This is a genomic window from Pedobacter antarcticus (genome assembly GCF_900112985.1).
GTDB lineage: Bacteria > Bacteroidota > Bacteroidia > Sphingobacteriales > Sphingobacteriaceae > Pedobacter > Pedobacter antarcticus.
The window spans coordinates 83,047-106,683 of record NZ_FONS01000005.1; the positions used below are offsets into that span (position 1 = coordinate 83,047).

The 23,637-nt window shown below is 41.2% G+C and carries 23 protein-coding genes; 12 read left to right on the forward strand and 11 right to left on the reverse strand.

All coding sequences use genetic code 11. From position 1 onward, the window contains the following. Positions 1-73: 73 nt before the first annotated feature. From BM192_RS11945 to BM192_RS11960, 4 genes are all read right to left on the reverse strand, one after another. Positions 74-337, reverse strand: a complete 264-nt coding sequence (locus BM192_RS11945; RefSeq protein ID WP_051759981.1) for a GNAT family N-acetyltransferase — start codon at positions 335-337, stop codon at positions 74-76. Positions 338-470: 133 nt separating this feature from the next. Then, complete coding sequence (locus BM192_RS11950; protein ID WP_037441903.1) at positions 471-1,034, reverse strand: type 1 glutamine amidotransferase domain-containing protein; 564 nt, start codon at positions 1,032-1,034, stop codon at positions 471-473. Between the two features lie 162 nt (positions 1,035-1,196). Beyond that, positions 1,197-1,946, reverse strand: a complete 750-nt coding sequence (locus BM192_RS11955; RefSeq protein ID WP_037441901.1) for a glycosyltransferase family 2 protein — start codon at positions 1,944-1,946, stop codon at positions 1,197-1,199. A 12-nt stretch (positions 1,947-1,958) separates the two neighbouring features. After that, positions 1,959-3,233 carry a glycosyltransferase gene (locus BM192_RS11960; protein ID WP_037441898.1) on the reverse strand — a complete coding sequence of 425 codons (1,275 nt, stop codon included), beginning with the start codon at positions 3,231-3,233 and terminating at the stop codon, positions 1,959-1,961. A 141-nt stretch (positions 3,234-3,374) separates the two neighbouring features. On the opposite strand from BM192_RS11960, the gene BM192_RS11965 reads away from it, so the two are divergent. After that, on the forward strand, positions 3,375-4,127 hold the full coding sequence (locus BM192_RS11965; RefSeq protein ID WP_037442069.1) for a class I SAM-dependent methyltransferase: 753 nt from the start codon (positions 3,375-3,377) through the stop codon (positions 4,125-4,127). Positions 4,128-4,131: 4 nt separating this feature from the next. Here the strand turns inward: BM192_RS11965 and BM192_RS11970 are convergent, their stop codons facing one another. The 7 genes from BM192_RS11970 to BM192_RS12000 are packed head-to-tail and all read right to left on the reverse strand — an operon-like array spanning position 4,132 to position 10,050. Next, positions 4,132-5,043: a glycosyltransferase family protein gene (locus BM192_RS11970; RefSeq protein ID WP_037441896.1), complete on the reverse strand. Its 912-nt coding sequence runs from the start codon at positions 5,041-5,043 to the stop codon at positions 4,132-4,134. Between the two features lie 6 nt (positions 5,044-5,049). Beyond that, a complete protein-coding gene (locus tag BM192_RS11975; protein ID WP_037441894.1) occupies positions 5,050-5,697 on the reverse strand; it encodes a class I SAM-dependent methyltransferase in 648 nt (215 codons plus the stop codon). Then, complete coding sequence (locus tag BM192_RS11980) at positions 5,694-7,013, reverse strand: flippase (RefSeq protein WP_037441892.1); 1,320 nt, start codon at positions 7,011-7,013, stop codon at positions 5,694-5,696. Before BM192_RS11980 ends, BM192_RS11975 begins: the two co-directional genes overlap by 4 nt. Before the next feature lie 18 nt (positions 7,014-7,031). After that, positions 7,032-7,544, reverse strand: a complete 513-nt coding sequence (locus BM192_RS11985; RefSeq protein ID WP_074589666.1) for a DinB family protein — start codon at positions 7,542-7,544, stop codon at positions 7,032-7,034. 53 nt (positions 7,545-7,597) lie between these two features. Beyond that, positions 7,598-8,287 (reverse strand): YjjG family noncanonical pyrimidine nucleotidase, encoded by a 690-nt coding sequence (locus BM192_RS11990; RefSeq protein WP_037441885.1) that lies wholly within the window; start codon positions 8,285-8,287, stop codon positions 7,598-7,600. A 6-nt stretch (positions 8,288-8,293) separates the two neighbouring features. Then, a complete protein-coding gene (upp, locus tag BM192_RS11995) occupies positions 8,294-8,938 on the reverse strand; it encodes a uracil phosphoribosyltransferase (RefSeq protein WP_037441882.1) in 645 nt (214 codons plus the stop codon). Continuing rightward, positions 8,935-10,050: a DUF7033 domain-containing protein gene (locus BM192_RS12000; protein WP_037441880.1), complete on the reverse strand. Its 1,116-nt coding sequence runs from the start codon at positions 10,048-10,050 to the stop codon at positions 8,935-8,937. The genes upp and BM192_RS12000 overlap by 4 nt, the downstream gene beginning before the upstream one ends. 66 nt (positions 10,051-10,116) lie before the next feature. On the opposite strand from BM192_RS12000, the gene uvrB reads away from it, so the two are divergent. From uvrB to BM192_RS12055, 11 genes are all read left to right on the forward strand, one after another. Then, positions 10,117-12,177: an excinuclease ABC subunit UvrB gene (gene uvrB / locus BM192_RS12005; protein ID WP_037441878.1), complete on the forward strand. Its 2,061-nt coding sequence runs from the start codon at positions 10,117-10,119 to the stop codon at positions 12,175-12,177. Between the two features lies 1 nt (position 12,178). Further along, positions 12,179-12,376: a YwbE family protein gene (locus BM192_RS12010; protein WP_037441876.1), complete on the forward strand. Its 198-nt coding sequence runs from the start codon at positions 12,179-12,181 to the stop codon at positions 12,374-12,376. Positions 12,377-12,606: 230 nt separating this feature from the next. After that, positions 12,607-12,873, forward strand: coding sequence for a DUF4834 family protein (locus BM192_RS12015; RefSeq protein WP_037441875.1), 267 nt, complete (start codon positions 12,607-12,609; stop codon positions 12,871-12,873). Positions 12,874-12,958: 85 nt separating this feature from the next. Next, on the forward strand, positions 12,959-15,418 hold the full coding sequence (locus BM192_RS12020) for a hypothetical protein (protein ID WP_037441872.1): 2,460 nt from the start codon (positions 12,959-12,961) through the stop codon (positions 15,416-15,418). A 370-nt stretch (positions 15,419-15,788) separates the two neighbouring features. Next, on the forward strand, positions 15,789-16,634 hold the full coding sequence (locus BM192_RS12025; RefSeq protein WP_037442067.1) for a UDP-2,3-diacylglucosamine diphosphatase: 846 nt from the start codon (positions 15,789-15,791) through the stop codon (positions 16,632-16,634). Position 16,635: 1 nt separating this feature from the next. Further along, the gene (locus BM192_RS12030; protein ID WP_037441869.1) at positions 16,636-17,622 is read left to right on the forward strand and encodes a glycosyltransferase family protein; all 987 of its coding nucleotides are present in this window, start codon (positions 16,636-16,638) and stop codon (positions 17,620-17,622) included. Positions 17,623-17,790: 168 nt separating this feature from the next. Then, positions 17,791-18,633 (forward strand): DUF6427 family protein, encoded by an 843-nt coding sequence (locus BM192_RS12035; protein ID WP_234797551.1) that lies wholly within the window; start codon positions 17,791-17,793, stop codon positions 18,631-18,633. Positions 18,634-18,740: 107 nt separating this feature from the next. Then, positions 18,741-19,496 carry a type III pantothenate kinase gene (locus BM192_RS12040; RefSeq protein WP_037441866.1) on the forward strand — a complete coding sequence of 252 codons (756 nt, stop codon included), beginning with the start codon at positions 18,741-18,743 and terminating at the stop codon, positions 19,494-19,496. Then, entirely contained in the window at positions 19,480-20,805 is a 1,326-nt protein-coding gene (locus BM192_RS12045) for a BamG family beta-barrel-assembly machinery protein (RefSeq protein ID WP_037441865.1), read from the forward strand. The genes BM192_RS12040 and BM192_RS12045 overlap by 17 nt, the downstream gene beginning before the upstream one ends. Continuing rightward, positions 20,805-21,377: a hypothetical protein gene (locus BM192_RS12050; RefSeq protein ID WP_234797552.1), complete on the forward strand. Its 573-nt coding sequence runs from the start codon at positions 20,805-20,807 to the stop codon at positions 21,375-21,377. The genes BM192_RS12045 and BM192_RS12050 overlap by 1 nt, the downstream gene beginning before the upstream one ends. Before the next feature lie 136 nt (positions 21,378-21,513). Then, complete coding sequence (locus BM192_RS12055) at positions 21,514-23,601, forward strand: peptidylprolyl isomerase (protein WP_317040251.1); 2,088 nt, start codon at positions 21,514-21,516, stop codon at positions 23,599-23,601. The last annotated feature ends 36 nt before the right edge of the window (positions 23,602-23,637 follow it).

The following is a 23,637-nucleotide window of genomic DNA, read 5'->3' on the forward strand; positions in this document are numbered from 1 at the left end:
GGTTGAGAGGCTTTATGGAAGGCTTTTAGGGTTTTTAGTTAGGCAGGTTGAGAGGCTTTGTGGAGGGATTTGTTTACTGCTTTTTTTCATACCAGATGTGAGGTATGCCCTCGTAAGTAAAGGTCTCGATCGGGGAGGCCCATCGGCCAATTCCGTTTTGGATGTATTGGGTACGGATCAATTCAATGCTTTTTTTAGCATCTTCGATGCTGCTTATAGGATTTCCACCGAGGAATTGATGGACTTCAGGGTCGGAGTCAAGCTCAAATATTCCAGGATAATCGGTATGGGTAAGCTCTCTTATAAGTAGTCTGCTGGTTTCAATAAATATTTTCATGGTTTTATTTAAGGTGTTGTGAAGAACTAAATATAGCGCCGGGTGCTGGTATCGGGGGGTAAGGTTAAATAAAAAAGGAGATTTAGCTATAAATCTCCTTTTTTATTTTGGTTTTTATTTAGTCGGAATGTGATTAGGCATGTTGCCCGTCATGCACACCTTCTGCAAATTCTTCTACGATTTTATCGTTGAAGGCAGGCAGGTCGGCGGGGCTGCGGCTGGTTACCAGACCTTGGTCGACCACGACCTCCGAGTCTTCCCATAGGGCCCCGGCATTTACGAGGTCTATTTTAATGGTTTTGGTGGAGGTTAGTTTTCTTCCTTCCACAACTTCCGCAGAGATCAGCACCTGTGGTCCGTGGCAAATGGCTGCGACCGGTTTACCAGCTTTGAAAAAGGCCTTTACAAAGTTAAGGGCATCTTCATTTTTACGCAGGCTATCCGGATTGAGGACACCTCCAGGAATCAGCAGACCCTGGTAGTCATCTGGATTGGCAGTTTTCACTGTCTGGTCCACGTTAATTTCCACGGTCCATTCCTTATCGTCTTTCATTCCTTGTATTTTACCTGTTTCCAAGGAAACTATATGTACGGAGGCACCTTCTTCTTTAAGTCTGGCAACAGGGCTGGTTAACTCTGATTCTTCGAATCCATTTGCTGAAAGTACAGCTATGTTGCGGTTATTTAATCTTCCCATAATAATTGAATTTTGATGTACAATTACTACAAGTCAGAAAAAAGATTGTTTGTCATTATCTGAAATTGGGAATTATAGAGGGGCTCGGTTTCTTTTTCTGTTAGCATTCTGAAACCCATAATAGTTCCTGCAAACCCTGAGCAGTCTTGCTATCGCTGGAATTTAATCATTCGTTCTGCGGTTCTTAACATAATAAAGAGCCAGATTGAAAGCAATAATGCCATGGTTTATCAGGTTAGGAACAAAGCCGTAGTATTTACTGAAGATATGGAACCGTTCTTTAAGGCTCTCCCGGTGTTTTTGCTTGGATATGCCGCCAACGAGGTATTTTGCGACGTATTGGTGGGTATTAACGATAACCTTTGCCTTTTTTGCGGCCCTGATTATCCAGTCTATGTCCGCGCTGTATTTGTATTCCAGATTGTAAGGTTCTGCAATTTTCCGGCTAACATAAATTGCCTGGTGACTGATATTCATGCCGTATTTGAAGCTCTTCCAGGTGAAGGATTGCGGTACTTGATGTCTGCGTCTGCCCAGACTTTCCCAGTTGTCGTTATACATTTCAGTTTCACCGTAGTAGATGTCGGCACCAGGACGAGTTGCAAAGACGTTCTCGACAGTATTTGCTGCATATATTTCATCACCTGAATTCATGAACAGGATATAATCGCCCTTTGCCATTGCTATCCCTTTATTCATCGCATCATAGATTCCTTTATCCTTTTCTGAAATATACTGGCTGATACGATTCTCATATTTCGCAATCACCTCTCTTGTACCGTCTGTAGAGGCTCCGTCAATTATTATATACTCGATCTGCGGATAGGATTGACTCAAAACAGAACGGATAGTTCTCTCGATGTCACGGACATTATTATAGACAATGGTAATTACACTCAGTGTAGGCTGCATTTTGAATTTGGATTAATATACATGGGCGTCTATTAATGACTGATATAATTGCTGATGTTGTTTAGCTACTACTTCCTCGGAAAAGTATTTCAGTATAGTTAATCTCGCTTCTTTCTGTATTTCAGGCGCGTGCTCTTCATGGTATAACCATTCCATTCCGGTAGCGAGATCTTCTGCCGATTCATATTCTGCCAGATAACCATTTACGAGGTGATTAACCATATCCGGGATGCCACCCGTTTTAAATGCGATTACCGGCGTAGCACAGGCTAGGCTTTCCATTACTGTGTTGGGTAGATTATCCTCCAGTGACGGTGTAATGAAGGCATCGGCGGCCGAATAACATTTCGCTAGCTGCGTATCATCACTGATAGTTCCCAGTAGCGTGGTTTTAAAAGGGAATTCGGGCATTTCTATGCCATCTTTATTACCAAAGATTAGCAGTTCTATATTTCCCGGGTCGATATCCGGACGTTTAGCCAAATCGTTCAAAGCTTCAACAAGATATGCTGTCCCTTTATGTTTGTCATTTTTTGAGGGCATAAATCCGCTCAGAATTACAAATTTCTCAGGTGCGATATTAAAGATTCTCCGGGCTTCTGATTTAACATACGGTTTGAAGACGTTTGTTTCAATGGTGTTTGGGATAACCGTTTGCGGCCTTACACCCATCAGGCTGCTAAACCTGACAGAAGATGCCATCCAGTTACTGGGGGCGATAATATGAAAATCGAGGTTTGCATATCCCTTCTTCTTTTTTAGCCAGTTCCAGTGAGACAGATCATTTTTACCGCTCATTTTTAATAAGGGGCAGTTACCGCATTGTTTATGGAAATTTTCACAAGCATAGCGGACATGGCAGCCACCGGTAAAGGCGTTACTGTCATGAAAAGTCCAGACGATCGGCTTATTTAGTTCCTCTAGATCAGCCAGGTTAGATGGCTTAAGAAAGCCGTGGTTTACCCAGTGCAGGTGGATAATATCAGCTGATTGTACCGCAGGATGACTAGCTATATTGCTGCCGAACCATTGTAGGGAAAAAGGGGTTTTGAGCGCTGCTTTTGTCAGAAATTTAGACAGATAACGCTCTGCAAGTATATGATAAACAGCGCTGATTTTTTGGAATATGGAATGGCTGAATGCCCTGGATTTCTCACTCTTTTGAAACTGATAATATACCAGAACACTAGAGTCAGTACCGTGTGCTTTCAGTGCGTCACTAAGCCGGAGACAGGCACGTCCTGCTCCGCCATTCCCTTCGTATGTATTGATATGGATAACTTTCAATGCGACTAAATTACAAATAATTATATTTTCCAGTGAATTCCCCGGACAGGAAGATATATATTTAGCTTCATATTACGTTCTCTTTGTCCCGGCATGATTATAGGTAGAGGGGATAATAATCAGAAAGCTAACAAATTGAATATGGTAAATCTATTAACAGATAGAGATTTTTGGGTGAATTATTGGACTAGTAAAAAAGGGCTTTCATTTCGAATACCGGAAAACTATCTGTTTCATAAAGAACTAGAGGAAATTATTGACAGGGAAAAAATTAAAACTGCCATTGAACTGGGTGGTTTTCCTGGATATTATGCGGTCTTTCTGCGTAAATATTTTAAGCTGGATGTCACGTTGCTGGATTATTTTATTCACCCCCCGGTAACTGATGATCTGCTGGAGACCAATGCATTGCAGGCCGGAGATATACACGTTATAGAAGCAGATTTATTTAATCATCAGGAGCGGGGTAAATATGATATGGTGCTGTCCTGCGGTTTGATAGAACACTTTAATGATACCGGGGATATTATCAAAAAGCATGTGGAGTTTCTTAAACCTGGCGGCACATTATTCATCACGCTCCCGAATTTCAGGGCGTTAAATGGTTGGTTCCAACGTAAATTTGATCGGGAGAATTACGAGAAACATAATATCCATTGTATGGATCCGGAGCTTCTGGCCAGTATTTGTAAACAGGAGGGACTAACCGTAAAAGAAGCCCGCTATTTTGGACACTTTAGTTTATGGCTGGAACAAGAGAAGGAAAAGCCGGTGGCTGTAAGATTATTCAAAAAAGCCACCTGGATTGCAGGCAAAGTGCTTACGAAGATTATTCCTTTTAACTCAAAAGCACTTTCTCCTTATATCCTGATAGAGGCAAAAAAGGAATTGTAAGCCGCTAAGCTTTAAAATTATGTAATTTTTGTTTGACGAACCTTTTTAACCTCTCCCAGATATTCCCTTTTCTGTTACCAAGGAATGCTTTGATAGCGAGGTAAGCTTCCTTATTCTCTGCGACCTTTTCAGGGAAAGTCCGGATAGGCTTAGGGTTAATGATTACATTATAAATTTCATTGATACCGGAATGCACACCAGTACCATCATGGCCAATGTTATTCACCAGGGAATGTGATGGGTTTAAAGTTAAGCCACCCTGCAGGAAAATTGATGCATACCATCGGATCGCCCAGCTGTTATTCTTTCCTTTTTTAAATTCTATCATCTGCTTCCAGAAATTCATCTGATTGTCAATCGAAAATGCAGCTTTTTGCTGATGACTGAATTTAGATATCAAAACATCTATATCAGGCTCGAAGTGGTTCCATGCTCTTTCCCAGGTTGCCCATCCCCAACTTGACGCTGCTCTGTAAAAAAATGTTTCAGGCAGATCCGTACCTTTCAACGGGTACATATAGGCACCGATATGCATGACTTTTTCTTCTTTTTTGTACCGTTGCAGTGCTTCGTTGAAGTAAGTAAGCGTATAGGGAGAGGTGATCAGATCGTCTTCCAGGACAATTACCTGTCCATAGTTTTTAATAAGCTGGCTTACGCCTGCAATTACCGAATCTGCAAGCCCGAGATTAGTCTTGCGTTCCAATATTTCAACGGATTTAAATCCCTCAGTATTTTTTAAGATTTCCCGTACTTCGGCAACCAGTTCTTCATCACTTTCTTTTGCAGGCCCGTCAGAAAAAATAAATAAACGACTCTCTGCTGCCAGCTCATTCTGTTGCAGGAACTTTAAGGTACGCGCAGTATGCTGCGGTCTGTTATATACAAAAAGGGCTATGGGAGCGAAAACCTGCATAAATTATTAGATAGCTAAACAATTGTCTGAACGATAAAACACGGATGTAGCCTTAAGATAAAACAAACCTGGTGAAATACCCGAGAAGGAAAGTTCTCTGAAGCCTGCATTAATCAGAAAGTCTCTCGCCGGTTGGTATTCCGGACGTTCGGAATCGTCCAGGACGATTACTCCGCTACTGCTTAATGCGCTGACACCATGTATACAACAATTCACACGATCACGGCCATCGACAATAATCAGATCAAACGGGCGGTCAAGAGATGCTGCTTTACGTGCATATTCTCCATCTGGTTTAAGGGCACAGTAAATCAACTCTGCATTTGCAGGTTTAGTGCCTTTTATTTTTTCGAACCAGGCCTGATCATGTTCAACTGAGACCACTTCCTTAACTCTTTTGGCATAAAATAAAGTAGAACTTCCAGATCCGTATTCGAAAATTCGCATTTCAGGAAGTACGCGCGGGGTTATAAAATCAATAAAAGAATACGTTACCCAAGGCAGTGGATCGCCATTGGCAGCTACCGCCTGTTGCTGATCAAAAGCCTTGAACCAGCCAATGCTGGCCAGATAGCCCTTATGCCCGTATGATAACAAGGCTTTCAGCCTGTCCGGGTTAGTGATTAATGTGGCAAATGCCTGAAGTTTATTCAACGTTTAAATATTTTTTGAAATGCGGTAAACAAAAATAATGATTTTAAAAGCATTATGCCCTGAGCCCTTGTTTTAGGAATCAGCAGCAGGTAAAAGGTCGAGACCATACAAGCTATCAATGTTGCAACGGATGCACCAACACCGCCATATAGCGGTATAAGCCATAAATTTAAAAGAATATTTACAATTGCCCCCATGGCAGTACGCTGAAATGAAATTAACGTAAACCCCTCGGCAAGCAGATATTGTGAACTCGCACTACCCAGGAAAACAAAGATCCCGGACCATATATGTATGGAGAGCATATCTCCGGCACCCTGATACTTATCTGTATATAAAAAATGTATGATATCAGACCCAAAAAAACTCACGATAATAGCAACAGGCAGACTAATAAAGACCAAGAGATCGTAAAGGTTCCTCAGCCGTTTTAGATAACGTTCGGGATCTGTTTTTCTTGCATGAATGATTGCCGGAAATACAGAAGTTACAATAGCAATTGGAATAAAGTACCAGGCTTCACTGATTTTGGCTGCGGCGCTGTAAATCCCCACTTCAACGCTGCCTACTTCTTTTAACATGACCTGATCAATTTTCATATAAATAGAGACCATTACTGCAGACAGGATAAGGGGAAATGACTGTTTCAACAAGCTGTATGCCCGGGTTTTACTAAAGGTCCAGCGCAAAATATTTTCACCTCTGGCCTGATACATGATGATAAGTCCGACGGCCAGCATTACGCTGTCAAAAGTGAGGGCAACGGCAAACCAGATGAGGGGTAAATTCATGTAAACCAGGAATACCTTAATCGCCGCGGATAGAATTACGCAGATATTCTGCACTTTGACGACGTATTTTGACGCAACCTGAGACTGGAAGTAGGAGTCAATTATATTAAACGATTTAAAGAATGATGCGAATGCGAGAATTACGATGATCCAGATTAACGGATCGCCAGGTTGTTCAGAATTGCGATGAAAAAAGAGATAAATACCTGCGGTAATGGGAATAAGCAATGCGTTTATGCTCAGTCGCAACAAGAGAGAAGTCCCCAGGATCTCTTCCTTACGTTTCGGGTCATTAATAATTTCACGGATAATAAAACTGTCCAGACCGAGTGCGCCGACAGCAGCAATAATAGTTGTAAAGGCATCTGCAAAGCTCAGTTCCCCGAATGCACTTGCACCGAGATACCGTGCAATGATAAAGCCGACGAACATACTCAGGATCTTGCCGAACATTAGCCATCCCGTATTCTTTACATATTTCTGGAATGCAGCTTCATCAAAACCTTTAAGACCGGGTATCTTCATCTGTGCAAAGATGTGAAATTAACTTCTTTTCTCAATCCGTCTAAGTTGTTTCATATGATGCTTCAGGTGGACTACAGTAAATCTCATCCATTGGGTGGCATTCAGAAAACCTAAACGCGGATGTTTAACTTTTAAATTGCTTCCTGCATTCTGGATTACCGGAGCAAATTTTTCGAGCTGTACCAGGAAACTATGCATTAAAACAGAGGCTTCTTCCGGACTGATTTTATGTACCCTGGATTCTAGTCTTTTCGGTACTTTATACCGGGCAGCCGGTGGAAAACTTCCAAAAAAAAGGACAAGCTTAACCGCAAAAGATGTAGGTTTATTGAGCTCACCGTTAGTTTTACAGGACGCTGCGGCCTGAATTGATAAAATACTGGAATCAAATATATGCGAATACACCTCACTGTAAGACCAACCTCCGAAAGCAGGAGTCTGCTGGAAGGCTGCAACCGGAATCTTTTCCAGAAAGCGGTTATAGGTCTGTGTAATTTCTTTCAGTTCATCGAATACCTTGTTGTGCTGCATAGATTGGTTTTGTCGCGTTAGCTGATTATGTTCATCAGATAAACATCAAGATGCTAAAAGAGTTGTATCAGTTCTTCAAGATGATGGATCTGCTTGTTTACATAAGCCGGTTTTTCGAGTTTCATCGGATTAAAGAAAATCGCATCTATGCCGTAAGATTGTGCACCTTTAATATCTGCCTCCAGGCTATCACCGATCATGATACTTTCTTCCTTGGTTGCACCTGCAAGGCTTAATGCATGTTCAAATATGGCCGGGTCTGGCTTGTTTACTCCCACATCTTCCGAAATCACAACATTGGTGAAATAAGGATTCAGCTGGCAAAGATCCATTTTCATTAAGGTAGTTTCCTTGAAGCCATTTGAAATAATGTGTAAAGTATACTTATCCTGCAAGTAACCTAACACATCGAACGATCCATCAAATAAGTGTTTTTTTGTCGGGCTCAACCGTACATAGTCGGCTTCAAATTCATGAGGAACTAATTCCGGCGCAATTCCAAGCTCAACAAATGTTTTATAAAAACGCTCTGACCTTAAAGTCTCTTTAGTGATCTGGCCCAAATGATAGGCAGACCATAAAAGCTGATTATTGTGGGTATATGTTTTTATGAAATCTGTACAGGAGTTTAAACCATACTGATCCAGGCAATAACGGCCATAAAGTTCAGTAAGTGTTTCTTCTGCATTTTTATCAAAATCCCAGATCGTATGATCAAGGTCGAAAAAGATATGTTTTTTCATGAAGTTCTATAGTTTTTTGCCGTAGGCCAGGTCTCCAGCATCTCCCAGTCCGGGAATGATGTAAGATTTGGAATCCAGATCTGCATCAACCGCACCAATCCATAATTTGGCTTCGGGTAGATGTTCTCTTACATAGGCAACGCCTGCGGCACTTGCAATGGCAATTACAAGATGTAATTCTTTAATTTTAAAACGTTTCAGGAGTTCTTTGCAGCAAAGTACCATAGATAAACCTGTAGCCAGCATCGGATCTGCCATGATCAGGGTCTTGCCGGTAAGGTCTGGGGTGGAAACGTAATCGACCATGATCTCAGGTATGCCATTGTCATGCGTTTTCCGGTAGGCAGTGATAAATGCAGAAGGAGCACGGTCAAAAATCTGGATAAGTCCCTGCTGCATGGGAAGCCCTGCACGGAGAATGGTTGCCAGTACCGGTTGTTCTTTTAATTTTACAGCCGGGGCCATACCAAGCGAAGTCTGTACATTTATCTGCTCATAATCCATTGATTTACTGATTTCCAATGCGAAATAGGCAGCAATTCTCTCCAGATTGTAACGAAAGCGCATTGCGTCTTTCTGTATAGTTTCATCACGAAGTTCAGCTACATATGTATTAGCAATGGAGTTTGTCTTACTCAGTTCAAATATCATGGTGCAAAGTTAGAAAAATCGGCTAATAATTGTGCGTATAGCTGCCTCCCTGCTTTTCCTTTACCGTATTCTGGCAAGGTGTCTTTATGCCAGACCATATAAAAACTGCCTTCTAGTTTTCTGACGTGGTTAATCATAGTTCCCCACTGATCGTGGATTTTATCTTTATCGAATGTTCGGGATTGCTTCAGAATAAGATCATTGACAGGAACCGGATGAATGCGTAAATGTGTCATCTTTTCCAACTGCAGATCATACCAGTAAAAAGGCGTGCAGGTACCTGCACGAAACCCTGGTTTATTCAGATAACCCATTCTGTAATCCTTCTGCAGGCCGTGTTTTATTAAGTGCAGATAACTGTTAGGGAAAACCAGCTGCCTGTCGGTCACACTGTCTACTTCCAGTGCGGGACGATAAAAATACACAGCATCGAGATTGTGCTGCGTATGCTGCCCTACCAGAAAAAGTTGCAGGTTACTAAGCTTTCCTGGTTGTGTCCTCACTTGTTTTTTGAATTTCAGTAAACTTCCGAAATGTGTAAAAACCTGCTTGAACAGATTGAAAGAGGAGCCTGCTGTACTTGGATAAAGGCAAATCAAAGGGGTGATCTCGAATTTCTTTTTGCCAAAATGCAGACCCGGATACTGTTTAAGTAAAATGTTTTTGAGTAACATTGCCCATCCGTCTATAACCGGAAACTCAAGGAGTTTAAGTTTACTCTGCAAACTCTGCTCAGCGGGAAAATTACCATTTTCATCTGCCTCAAACGGTAGGTATTCTTCAAACCGGCTGACAAAATAAAAAGATGCGGCAAAAATATCGAAAGGCAGTATGCCACCCTCCACTGCAAAGGGGACTATCATATCGCCATAAATGGACGTGCGGATCGTAGGAGGCTTTATACTGTGTCCCAGTAGGAATTCATCCTGTTTGAAAAAGAGTTCATCTTTGACCGGTCTGCTTGCATAGGAAATTTTAGGCAGGTCCGATTCGTTATACTCCTGCAGGTTAGAACTGAAGCCAACCTGTGTATGAAGTATGTCAGTGAAAATAAAGTTAAAAATATACTTTATTCTGGGTGTAAGCAGCGGGACATATACCAATAGCTTCATGGCCAATAAATTTAGGATATAATCACGACATATCAATACATCAATATTCCTTATCTTTGAATACCTATGAAATTTCAACTGACTTCTGAGTACAAACCGACAGGCGATCAGCCCGGTGCCATAGAACAGCTGGTAACCGGAGTTCGCAATAATGAACACTATCAGACCTTACTGGGAGTAACCGGTTCAGGAAAGACTTTTACAGTGGCAAATGTGATTGAACAGACTCAGAAACCGACTCTGATTCTCAGTCATAATAAAACGCTGGCTGCTCAGCTTTATGGCGAGTTCAAGCAGTTTTTTCCGGAAAACCAGGTCAATTATTTCGTTTCCTACTATGACTATTATCAGCCGGAGGCTTATATGCCGAGCAGTAATACGTATATCGAAAAGGATTTGAGTATTAACGAAGAAATTGAGAAATTACGTTTACGTACAACATCGGCTTTAATGTCCGGAAGAAGGGATATCATAGTTGTATCTTCCATTTCCTGTATTTATGGTATGGGAAATCCGGAAGACTTTTCCCGCTCTGTATTCCGTTTCGCTGTAGGTACGCGAATTTCCAGAAACTCATTTTTGCATAGCCTTGTTGAGATTCTATACGCAAGAACAATCAATGATTTTAAACGCGGTACGTTCCGTGTAAAAGGCGATACAGTCGATATTTTTCCGGCCTATCTGGATACGGCATACCGGGTTTCGTTTTTTGGTGACGATATAGAAGAATTGAGTGTCATCGATCCCGTTACCGGAAAAACGTTGGAGAAACTGGAAGATATGGCTGTCTATCCGGCCAACCTTTTTGTAACGCCGAAAGACCGGTTTGCTTCTTCGATCTGGGGAATTCAGCAGGAATTAGAGGTGAGGAAAAACCAACTGATCGAAGACAGGCAGTTACTGGAGGCGAAGAGACTCGAGGAGCGGGTGAATTTTGATGTGGAGATGATGAAAGAACTTGGTTACTGTTCAGGTATTGAGAATTATTCCAGATTTTTTGACGGCAGATCACCTGGGATGCGTCCTTTCTGCTTACTGGATTACTTCCCTGATGATTACCTGATGGTTATAGATGAAAGTCATGTGACCGTGCCGCAGATCCGCGCAATGTACGGTGGAGACCGGTCCAGAAAGATGTCTCTGGTAGAATATGGTTTCCGTTTGCCTTCTGCACTGGATAATCGTCCACTGAATTTTGAGGAGTTTGAACGTTTGGCTCCGCAGACCATATATGTCAGTGCCACTCCTGCAGACTATGAACTGCAGAAATCTGACGGTATTGTAGTAGAACAGGTTATTCGTCCTACAGGATTGCTGGATCCACTGATTGAAGTCAGACCGGCAGTTAATCAGGTTGACGATTTGCTGGATGAAATTGATAAAACTATTAAGATGGGTGACCGCGTGCTGGTCACTACGTTAACCAAGCGCATGGCAGAAGAGCTAACCAAATATATGGACAGGCTTAATATCAAGTGCAGATATATTCACTCCGAGGTAAAAACCCTGGAAAGGGTGGAGATTTTGAGAGGGTTAAGACTTGGTGAATTTGATGTGCTGATTGGGATTAACCTGCTGCGGGAAGGTCTGGATCTTCCGGAAGTTTCCTTTGTTGCTATTCTGGATGCAGATAAAGAAGGTTTTCTGCGTTCCGAACGCTCCCTGATTCAAACAATTGGACGTGCGGCAAGAAACGACAGGGGTCGTGTAATTTTGTATGCCGATAAAATCACGGATTCCATGGCTGTTACTATGGATGAAACCAGTAGAAGAAGAGAAAAGCAAATGGCTTATAACCTCGCAAATGGAATTACTCCTAAAACGGTTGGGAAAAGCAGGGAAGCAATTCTCGAGCAAACTTCTGTGCTTGATTTTTCTGCGAACGCGGAAAGGAAAAAGGCTTACGTTGAAGTCGACCAGGCAAGTATGGTTGCGGACCCCATCGTACAGTATATGACGCAGGCTGAGATGCAGAAGTCAATTGATAAAACACGAAAAGATATGGCTAAAGCAGCCAAAGATATGGACTTCCTGATGGCTGCCCGCCTCAGGGATGAAATGTTCGCAATGGAGAAAGTTTTTGCGGACAGATTCGGGGCGCAAACAACAAAAAAGATTAAATTATAAGATGGACGGAAAAAACAGAGCAGATATTTATCCTGGACTGGAAGTGGAAATAATATTAAAAAAAGATCAGCGTACCGGCAAGTTAACCAGGGGTATAGTGGCAAATCTGCTGACCTCATCACCTTATCATTCCAGAGGGATAAAGGTTCGTTTGGAAGATGGGCAAGTCGGTCGCGTTGCCGAGATTGTGGAAGATTAGGCTTCAAATTGTAATTCTTGTGCAAGAATTGGAAGTTATTTGTAATAATCAGCACAGGTTTCTGTCTATATTTGAAAGAGCCTGTTTAAATTTATAGGTGAAGATGTTTAAGGCCGGTACCAACGGCTTTCTCTTCACGATTTATAAAGCAGCGACAGTTTTTTGAACTGAGCTGGCAGGAGCTAATCTTTTGCTATATAGACAGAAGAAAATTTTAAAGTAAAAAACAAATGGGATTATTGAAATTTCTTTTTATCACTATACTGATCCTGTGGGTAATACGCATTCTTTTAAGATTGATATTCCCGCTACTGATCAGAAATATATTTGGAAAAATGCAGCAGCAGCAGAGTGGTTACACCGGTCAGCAGCAACAGCAGCAACGCCGCCCTTCTAAACCAGAAGGTCAGATATCTATCGACTATGTACCACCACAGCCAAAGCAGGGAAACGCAGATAAACTGGGTGATTTTGTCGATTACGAAGAACTGAAATAAAGTATTTCTGCCGAATGCATAAATTTCCTTTCTAATCTGTATCAATTTTATATTTTTGGGATTAGTTTAAATTAAACAAGCCTTAATGAATAATTGGTTAAAAAGGAATGGCATACACCTGGCCATCTGTGCGTTTTTTGTAATTTTATGTTTCGTTTATTTCAGTCCTGTTCTTCAGGGAAAGGCTCCTGCACAAGGTGATGTGCTGCAGGCAAAAGCCATGCAGAAAGAGATAATGGATTACAAAGCCAAAGACGGCAAAGGTCCGTTATGGACCAATCAGATGTTCGGCGGAATGCCTGCGTACCAGATCTGGGTTCAATATCCACTAAACTTAACAACTTACGGGATCTCAATAATTAAGGATATACTACCTGATCCCGTCGGAACAGTGCTGGTTTATCTTTTGGGCGCCTATCTGCTATTCTGTGTAATGAAAATAAATCCCTGGCTCGCTGCAGCCGGTGCGATTGCTTTTGCATTCACCTCCTACAACTTTATTATTATTGCTGCGGGGCATAGTAACAAGGCCCTTGCTATAGGTCTTTTTGCACCGATTCTTGCAGGTATTATTCTCACTTTCAGAGGCAAGTATCTGATGGGTGCGTCACTTACGGCACTTTTTTTAGCATTAAATCTGCGTGCGAACCACGTTCAGATGACCTATTATTTCCTCTTGGCTTTGCTAATTTATGTCGGAATTGAAATCTATCACGCAGTAAAAGCCAATAAAACGAAAGAACTAACCAAAGTGTTGTCTTACCTCGGATTAGCTATTGTACTTTCCGTTATGGTTAATGCAAGTAATCTCTGGACTACTTACGAGTACGGTAAAGAAACTATACGTGGTAAATCAAACCTTACTGCAGACTCGTACGAGCCAGATAACGGCTTACCAAAAGATTATGCCTATCAGTGGAGCCAGGGTGTAGGTGAATCTTTGACTTTTCTGATTCCTGATTTATATGGAGGGGGTAATGAACGTCTGGATGCTAATTCCAATGTGGCTAAAGAACTGGCCAAAGTAGGCGCTACACCTGAGCAGGCTGCGGGTTTCGCACAGCAATTGCCTGTTTACTGGGGAGAGAAACCATTTACCGCAGGTCCTTATTACTTCGGAGCAATTATTTGTATGCTTTTTATATTCGGCCTTTTTATCGTAAAGAGCAGAATGAAATGGTGGATTTTATCGACTACGATCTTGTTCCTTCTCCTCTCTTTTGGTAAAAACTTCCCGTTTATATCAGATATATTTTTCGACTATGTGCCGCTGTATAACAAGTTCAGGGCTGTTGAGTCCATTCTCGCAGTTATTGGGCTTTTGTTCCCAATACTGGCTTTACTTGCAGTTAAAGAGGCACAGGAAGGGCAATATGATAAAGCATATATACTGAAAAAGTTATATTGGTCTTTCGGAATTACGGGTGGCTTTGCGCTGATTGTTGCGGTGGTCCCTACGTTATTTTTCAGCTTTAAAACATCATCTCATCAGCAGTTTCTGGATGCACTTGCACAGAACTTCGGCAATGACAGGAATATCGCTTTGGCGATTGGAAATGCATTGGTAGACGATCGCGCTGCATTTGCACGCGCAGACGCTATGCGTACTTTATTGTTCTTGATTATTGGTTTCGGATTAATCTGGGCATTAATTACAGATAAGATGAAGAAGGAAGCCGTGTTCGGTCTACTGGCTTTTGTTACGTTGATTGATATGTGGCAGGTAGATAAAAGATATCTGAATAATACAAATTTCGTTTCTAAAGCGAGTTTAAATAATCATTATCAGCCAAGGGATGTCGATACTTTCATTATGGCCGACAAGGATCCCGATTTCCGGGTTTATGACGCCTCAATCCCAACCTTCACTAATGCAGATGCATCCTATTTCCATAAAACAGTTGGTGGTGCACATTCGGCCCGTTTAAAACGTATTCAGGAATTAATCGACCACCAGTTCACGAAAAGTGTAAATCAAGACGTGCTGGATATGTTGAATACTAAATATATTATTACTCAGGATCGCCAGACAGGCGCCTATAAAATGCAGCGTAACGCTACAGCTGCTGGTAATGCCTGGTTTGTAGATCGCGTTCAGTTTGTTAAAAATGCAGATGAGGAAATGAAAGCTGTCAGCAGTTTTGATCCTAAAAAAGAAGCGATTGTAGACATCGCCTTTAAAGACAGACTTGATACCGCACGCGCTGGTGTTCCTGGAAATTCTGCCTTGATTAAACTGGATAGCTATCATCCTGATCATATGGTGTACTCTTACAGTGCGCCTAGAGATGTTGTTGCTGTATTCTCAGAAGTATATTATGATAAGGGCTGGAAAATGCTGGTAGATGGTGTCGAAAAGCCTTATTTCAGAGCTGACTATATCTTGCGTGCTGCGCAACTGCCTGCAGGAAATCATAAAGTAGAATTTGTCTTCCATCCAACTTCTTATTATCTGGGTGAAAAAATATCACTTGCCGGATCTTTGATCCTGCTTGCAGGTTTAGGCTTTGCATTCTACACAGATCAGAAGAAGAAAAAAGCTTAAGACATTCCCTTTTAGAAAGGCCGGGAATTTGCGGCGACTTTTATAATAAATAGAAACTAGATTTTAAAGCAGTAACGATTCGTTACTGCTTTTTTTTTGAACTGAGCTGAGACAAATTCCTGATTTTGTTTTGATTTGGGAGTACATTGAAAGGGTATTGATACGGTGTTGAGTCGGTATTGATACGGTAAAATGGTAAATCAACACCGATTCAACACCGTGTCAATACCGACTTAATACCGCGTCAGTATTCAGCAATGTTAACAAGTTCGTATGATCATCTCTATTTAACATTCACTTAACCTGCCAAACTGATCTTTGTATAAGTTAATATGTGTTAGTGTATAATCCTAATTATCGTAAACGGATGATATCTAAAAGAGTAGTCGAAATTGTCGTGATCTCCGATGTTCATCTGGGTACTTATGGTTGCCAGGCCAGAGAGTTGCTCAGGTATCTGAAAAGTATCAAGCCGAAGATGATTATTTTGAATGGCGATATCATTGATATCTGGCAGTTCAGTAAAAGGTACTGGCCGGAGACGCATATGAAGGTGGTACGAAAGCTAATGAAATTTGTTGTGGAAGGTGTTCCGGTGTATTACCTGACGGGTAATCACGACGAGATGCTACGCAAATTTGCGGGGATGAATATGGGCAGTTTTCACTTGGAAAATAAGCTTGTGCTGGAATTAGACGGGAAGAAAGTCTGGTTCTTTCACGGCGATATTTTTGATGTCACGATGCAGCATTCTAAATGGCTCGCAAAATTGGGCGCCATAGGCTATGACAGTCTAATTTTGTTAAACAGCAGTGTGAACTGGTTTCTTAAATTAATGGGAAAGGAAAAAATGAGCTTCTCAAAAAAAATTAAGGCGAAGTTTAAAGATGCAGTTAAGTTTATCAATAGTTTTGAACAGACAGCTGCAGAGGTTGCAGTAGAGGAAGGCTATCAGTATGTGGTCTGCGGACATATCCATCAACCGGAGATGAAGCAGGTGAAAACAGATGGGGGGCAGGTTGTTTACTTGAACAGCGGCGATTGGGTGGAAAACATGACCGCTCTGGAGTATCAGGACGGGGCCTGGAGTATTTTCAGGTATGAGCAGCATGACTTCGGACAAGATGAGCAGGAAGAAGGTTTACTGTCTGATAGTGAAGATCTGCGCAGTAAACTAGATATAGGTCTTTTGCTGCAAAAGATGAAAGTAGGCTGAGATGAAGATACTCTATGCCATACAGGGAACAGGAAACGGTCATATAAGCCGGGCCAGGGAAATTATCCCTGTTTTACAGCAGTATGGTGAGGTGAATCTTTTAATCAGCGGCACACAGGCCGATGTGAAATTAACTCAACCTGTGCGGCATCAGCTTCACGGCTTTAGTTTTATTTTCGGAAAAAAGGGTGGCGTTGATCATTATGCGACATGGAGGCAGATGAACCTTCCGCGCCTGGTTAGAGACATGCGTAGTATCCCACTTAAGGATTATGATCTTGTGCTGAACGATTTTGAGCCGGTGACAGCCTGGGCATGCAGATTGAAGGGCATTACAAGTGTGGCTTTAAGCCATCAGGCTTCTTTCTTTTCACCACTTGTTCCAAAAGCGACGGGCGCAGGCTGGGAAAAAATGATCCTCAAATATTATGCACCAGCCACCAGGCACATTGGGTTCCACTTCGAGCCCTACGACGACTTTATTCATACGCCTGTGATCCGAAAGGCAATCAGAGAGCTCAAAATAACCAACGCAGGACATTATACAGTTTACTTACCAGCAATGGATGAGAAGCATCTGTTACCCTTACTGCATCAGTTTTCAGATCAGCAGTGGCATGTGTTTTCTAAACACAGCCGTCAGGAGTATGTTAGTGCTAACGTGTGGGTGCGACCCGTTCATCATGATCAGTTTAATGCGAGTCTGGCTTCTGCTGCCGGACTGCTGACCGGAGGCGGGTTCGAAGGGCCATCTGAAGCATTGTTTCTAGGTAAAAAACTCTTGGTTATTCCAATGAAATCCCAGTATGAACAGCATTGTAATGCTTTTGCACTCGAGAAAATGGGTTTTCCTGTGATCTGGCCCGGTCAAAAGAAATGGGAGGGAATTATACGCTCCTGGCTTGCTATGCCGGAAGGCCGGTGTTATAATTTTCCAGATGAAACATCGGTTGTGATTGACAAACTTGTCAGTTCTTTTGCCAGATAAATTTCTTTACTTTGCCAATCTATCAATGGCATGATCAATCAATTCAAAACTTTAAACCCCATAAACCTGTTGCTGCTTTTTGCATATACATTTTTTATGCGGATTGCTTTTTTAATAAACCCACCGCCAAGGCTGAACTTCGAGTTTTTGGAATCGTACACTAAATTTATGATTCAGATTCCGCTGGGCAGTTCGATGTCTGTGACTGGAAATATCATGCTCGCCGGCGTTTTAATCTACATTCAGGCGATTTATTTTAACCGGATCGTCAACAATCATCAACTTCTTGCGAAACCAAGTTTCTTACCTGCATTGCTTTACATTACAGGTGCAAGTTTATTCGATCCATTTCTGATACTGAGCCCTGTTCTGATCTGCAATTTTTTGCTGATTCTTGTGATGGATAAATTGCTTAAAATCGGAAAAGCGCCGAATGCAATTATGCTCATGTTTGATGTTGGATTGTTTATCGCATTAGGGACACTGATCTATTTTCCTTTTGTGATGATGTTGCTCCTGATCTGGCTGAGTTTATTGTTGTACAGAAGTTTCAACTGGAGAGAATGGATCTCCGGACTCGTCGGTTTTCTCAGTATAACGTTCTTTCTGGCCGTATTTTACTATTGGAATGACAGTTTGAATATGTTTTATCAAATCTGGCTACCATTAAAAAATAAGTTCCCTTCGGTGTTTACAATCCACTATAATGATTATCTGGTTCTCCTTCCGGTGGTTATCATGATGGTTCTTGCCCTCATTCAGCTGAGAGAAAACTTTTTTAGAAGTTTTATTAGTACAAGAAAGGCTTTTCAGATGCTTTTCTTCATGTTTCTGATTGCAATTTTAAGCTGCTACACGAAATCTAACTTTAAACTTTATCATTTCCTGTTATGTGTTCCTCCAGGTGCAGTTTTGCTCGCTTATTATTTTTCTAATGCTACAAAACGCTGGTTCTATGAAAGTTTGTTCCTGATACTCGTTATTGCGATCCAATTCTTTTTGTTTGTTTAACCTTTTTTAACAATTTGATACCTTGAAACTTGGTAAAGATTAATAGCTTTGTAAAATGAAGTTTGGAGTTGTCAATTTCCCGGAGCAGGTTACGTTCATACAGGCTAATGCATAATCTGGTTATTGATATAGGCAACACTAATACTAAATTAGCTGTTTTTAAAGGTAAACTGCTGGTTTTTTTTCAAAGCGTTCCCGAACTGAATAAGGCCACTCTGGCAAGTTTTATAAAGGAACAAGGCGTAGAATATGCTGCGCTTTCGAGTGTGAAACCTGAAGATCCTGAATTGATCTCGGTTTTAAAAGCCAATACGAAATATTTGCCTTTTTCGACCCGGCTGAATACCGGTGTCCAAAACCATTACCAGACCCTGTCAACGCTGGGTCAGGACAGGTGGGCTAAAATTATAGCTGTTCATCAGGGTTTTCCGGGGCAGAATTGCCTGGTTATAGATGCAGGAACCTGTATAACCTATGATCTGCTCGACGATCAGGAAAGATATTTTGGAGGAAGTATCAGTTTAGGCGTGCAAATGCGCTTCCAGGCTCTTCACCATTTTACCGGTAAATTGCCTCTGGTGGGCTGGGACAGGGAAGTTCAGCGTATTCCCGATGGGATTAGTACCGATACTGCTATTACCAATGGCGTATTACAAGGAGTAGTAAATGAAGTAGAGGGTTTTATTGCCCTGCATAATAATAAATATAAAAACCTGAAGGTTGTGATTACAGGAGGAGATGCCGCATTTTTGCTTGATCAGTTAAAAAACAGCAATTATGCCTCTCAAATTAGTCATGATCCTTATCTGGTATTAAAAGGATTAAACGAAGTCATTGCATTCGAATATGTACAAAAAGATTAATTATATCACTGCAGTTTTAGTTCTGCTGGCCAGCATTTCTGTAAATGCACAAATTACTAGTCAGTCACCTTACTCAAGGTTTGGAATTGGTAATCTTATGGGTTCTCCGCTTCCGCAGTTTCGGGCTATGGGAGGAGTATCTACGGCTATCAATAAACCAACAGGCTACAACAATATTAACGTACAGAATCCAGCGTCTTATGGTGGAATCCGTTTAACAACCATTGATGTGGGGCTGGCAGGAAGTATTGTTAACCTGTCCAGGGGGTCTGATAAAAGCAGTTCTTTTAACGGAACCCTGAGCCATTTGACGATTGCAATGCCAATTACTAAAAAGTCGGCAATGAGTTTTGGTGTAATGCCTTATTCTCAGGTAGGTTATGATTTTGCAGAAAAAGGTACAATTTCCAGTGGTTCAAATACTGGAAATCCCGCTACTCAAAATGTGTCTAATATTTATACAGGTGAGGGTGGTTTAACAAAAGCTTATATCGGTTATGGTTACCAGATAGGCGATCATTTACGTATCGGAGGTAATGTTGAGTACCTTTTCGGAAATATTATTCAGGACAGAAGAGTTGAGTTTGAAGATCCTGTAGCTATGGCTACCCGTCTGAGAAATGAAAATAGTATCGGAGGAGTTAACTTCTCTTATGGTATTCAGTATGATATCAAATTAAATTCAAAAACATCACTGAACTTCGGGTATTCCGGCTCATCGGCAAATGATATTAATTCAACCCGCAGCTATGTTGCTTCGAAATACAGGATAGGCAGCGAAACTGATGGAACTGGAAACACGACGGTAGAGTCAATTGATTCTTTAAAATCGGGAAAGTCAAGCCTGAGAGTGCCTTTAACGCATAATTTTGGTATTGCCTTACAACGCGATAATAAATGGGTTATAGGTGCTGATTTCAGGATGGGTAGCTGGTCTAAATTTAGCTTAAACAAGGTTAATCAGGGATTAGAAGATAGTTACGGTGTATCGGTCGGTGGCCAGATTACTCCAGATATTACCTCCATTAATAGTTATTTCAAAAGAGTCGATTACCGTTTTGGCTTGAGCTATGATAAATCTTATATTAAACTTGCCGATAAAGATGTGAAAGAAATGGCACTGAGTTTCGGTCTGGGATTACCTTTGGCAAACGCGCTGACAACAAGAGCGTTCTATAAAGTGAATTTTACAACTGAGATCGGTAAACGCGGCACAATGCAGGCAAATGCATTGCAGGAAAACTTTATCAATCTGCGCCTTGGATTCACACTTAACGATATGTGGTTCAGAAGATTTAAATTTGACTAATGCAAACTGCCGGTATACTTTTCCGATTGGCTATACTGTGCATGATCCCGCTTTTTTTAAGTTCCTGCAATGAAGACGACTTAAAAAAAGCGGCTAAAATATCCGCAAAAAAAGTTACGCTCACCAGAGACCGATCCCTGCGCGTAGACATTACATTTAGTGATTCTGCCGTTGTTAAAGCTAAAGGCTATGCGCCTGTACTGGATCAGGTTAACCCTTCTGAAGGAAGTAAATATCAGGAGATGCCGGGAGGAGTTAAAATAACATTCTTCGATCCACTGCAGAAAGTTACTGGTACAATCACTTCTGATTATGCTATCCGTAAAGAGACAGAAGGGATTACTATTTTCAAAAAGAATGTCGTAGTAGTTCGTGAAGATCTGACCTTTAACACGGAAGAGCTCACCTGGGACGAACGCAAAAAAAAATACTTCTCTCCACGTGGAATTGTGACCAGACCAGACGGTACAATTCTCAACGCTGTTAATTTCAGTGCACCCGAAGATTTCAGCTCTGTAGATTTCGAACAAGGCTCAGGGGAGACCTTTGTTAAGGGCGATCTGACTCCATAATAGCTAGATTACATAAACCCTATTCCCTTAATTTTTAAATACTTATTCAAATACATTTTATTGTTTTCTTTTTTTGGCAAAAGTTGTATCTTGCGCGCTCTTAAAAAAAATATAAATAATAGATATTATGGGTTTTATGACATTTTTGCGGAATCGCATGGGCATCATCTTAGTTGGCACCATCGGTTTTGCAATTGTTGCATTTTTAGTCGGTGATGCAATTAACGTAGGTAAGCCATTTTGGGCTGCTTCTCAAAAAGTTGTCGGAACTGTGGATGGTGAAGATATCAACATTGACGATTTCGGCCCTAAAGTAGATCAGAATTTACAGCAGTTTAAACAACAATACGGCGGTAGTGCCAATCCTCAAATGACAGCTATGGCTGTTGACAATGCGTGGAATGGTGAACTTGCTACGATCTTGCTTTCAAAAGAATACCAGCGTTTAGGACTGGATATTTCCGGTGATGAATTATTTGATCTTTATCAGGGTAAAAATCCCAGCCCGCTTATCGTTCAGTATTTCGGTAATCCTCAGACAGGACAGGTAGATCGTGCCGCTGTTATTAACTCGTTAAAGCAACAATCATCTAACCCGCAGTTAAAACAACAATGGGATTTGCTGGAAGCTGAAATTGAGAAACAGGCTTTACAGCAGAAATATGCTAATCTGGTTAAAAATTCAATTTATGTAACCACTCTGGAAGCTACTGATGAATATATCAACAGAAATAAACTGGCAGATTTCAGCTATGTAAATCTTGAATATGCGAGTATCCCGGATGCTGCTGTGAAACCTACAGATGCAGACTATTCAGCTTATTATAACGATAACAAAAAGAAATTTGATAATCCTGCAGAAACACGTTCATTTGAATATGTCGCTTTCAGCGTAAATCCTACTAAGGAAGATTCAGCAGCAGTAAAAACTCAGGTAGAGAAATTGGCTGCAGATTTCAGGGCATCTAAAACGGATTCATTGTTTTCAGCAATCAATTCAGATGTTAAAGTTCCATATACTTATATCACTAAAGGACAATTGGACCCACAAGTTGATTCGGCAGTATTTTCACTTCCTGCAGGTTCATTTTACGGGCCGGTATTCTCTGGAAGTTCTTATAAAATGGCTAAAATACAAGATGTGCGTTTTTCACCAGATTCGGTAAAAGCCAGCCATATTCTGCTAGACGCAGCAAAATTGGGTGGTGTTGATCAGGCGGTAAAAATGGCTGACTCTTTGAAAACATTAATTCAGAAAGGTGCCGACTTTGCAGCATTAGCTAAAATCTATAGTGTAGATGGCTCGAAAGATAAAGGTGGTGAATTGGGTGCTTTCTCCAGAGGTATGATGGTTCCTGAATTTGAGAATGCAGCATTTAATGGCCAGGTAGGTGATCTTAAAGTTGTTACCTCACAGTTTGGTGTACACCTTTTGAAAATTGAAAAACAAATCGGATCTTCTAAAGTAGCTAAGATCGCTTACATAGAAAAAAACCTTACACCAAGCAGCAGAACAAAAGATCAGGCTTATAAAAAAGCATCGGCTTTCCTGAATGCAGTTAAAGACGATAACTTCAGTGCTGAAGCAAAGAAACAAGGATATACAGTTAGTGTGGCTGAAAGAATTACAGGTAGCCAGGGTTATGCTCCGGGACTTGATAATCCGCGTCAGTTAATCCGTGATGGATTTGCAGCAAAAAAAGGCGATGTGTTAACTGAAGTGTACCAAATGGATAATGCGTTTGTTGTAGCACATGTTACTGACGTTAAGCCAAAAGGAGTTCTTCCATTGGAATCTATTAAAAAAGATATCGAACCATTGGTTATCAATGCCGTTAAAGCGAAGATGCTGAAAGATAAATTAGCTAAGGCTGCTCAAGGCGCTGCCAACCTGAATCAGGTTGCACAGAAGGTCGGAAGAACTGTTACACCAGTGCAGAATATTGTATTCTCAAACCCTGTAATTCCAGGAGCTGCTCAGGAAAACAAACTGGTAGGAACCGTATTTGGTTCACCGGTAAACAAAATTTCTAAACCAATAGATGGGGAGCATGGTGTTTATGTATTTACCGTAAATGGTTTTGCAAATCCTGCACCAATGGGTAATACGTTTAAACAGAAAGAAATGATGCTGCAAGCATTGGGACAACGTACTTTAGGTGCGGCTTTCCAGGCTCTGCAAGATAAAAGCGAGATAAAAGACAATAGGGTGAAATTCTATTAATCTTATTTTACGTAATTTTGAAACCGGGAGCTGATG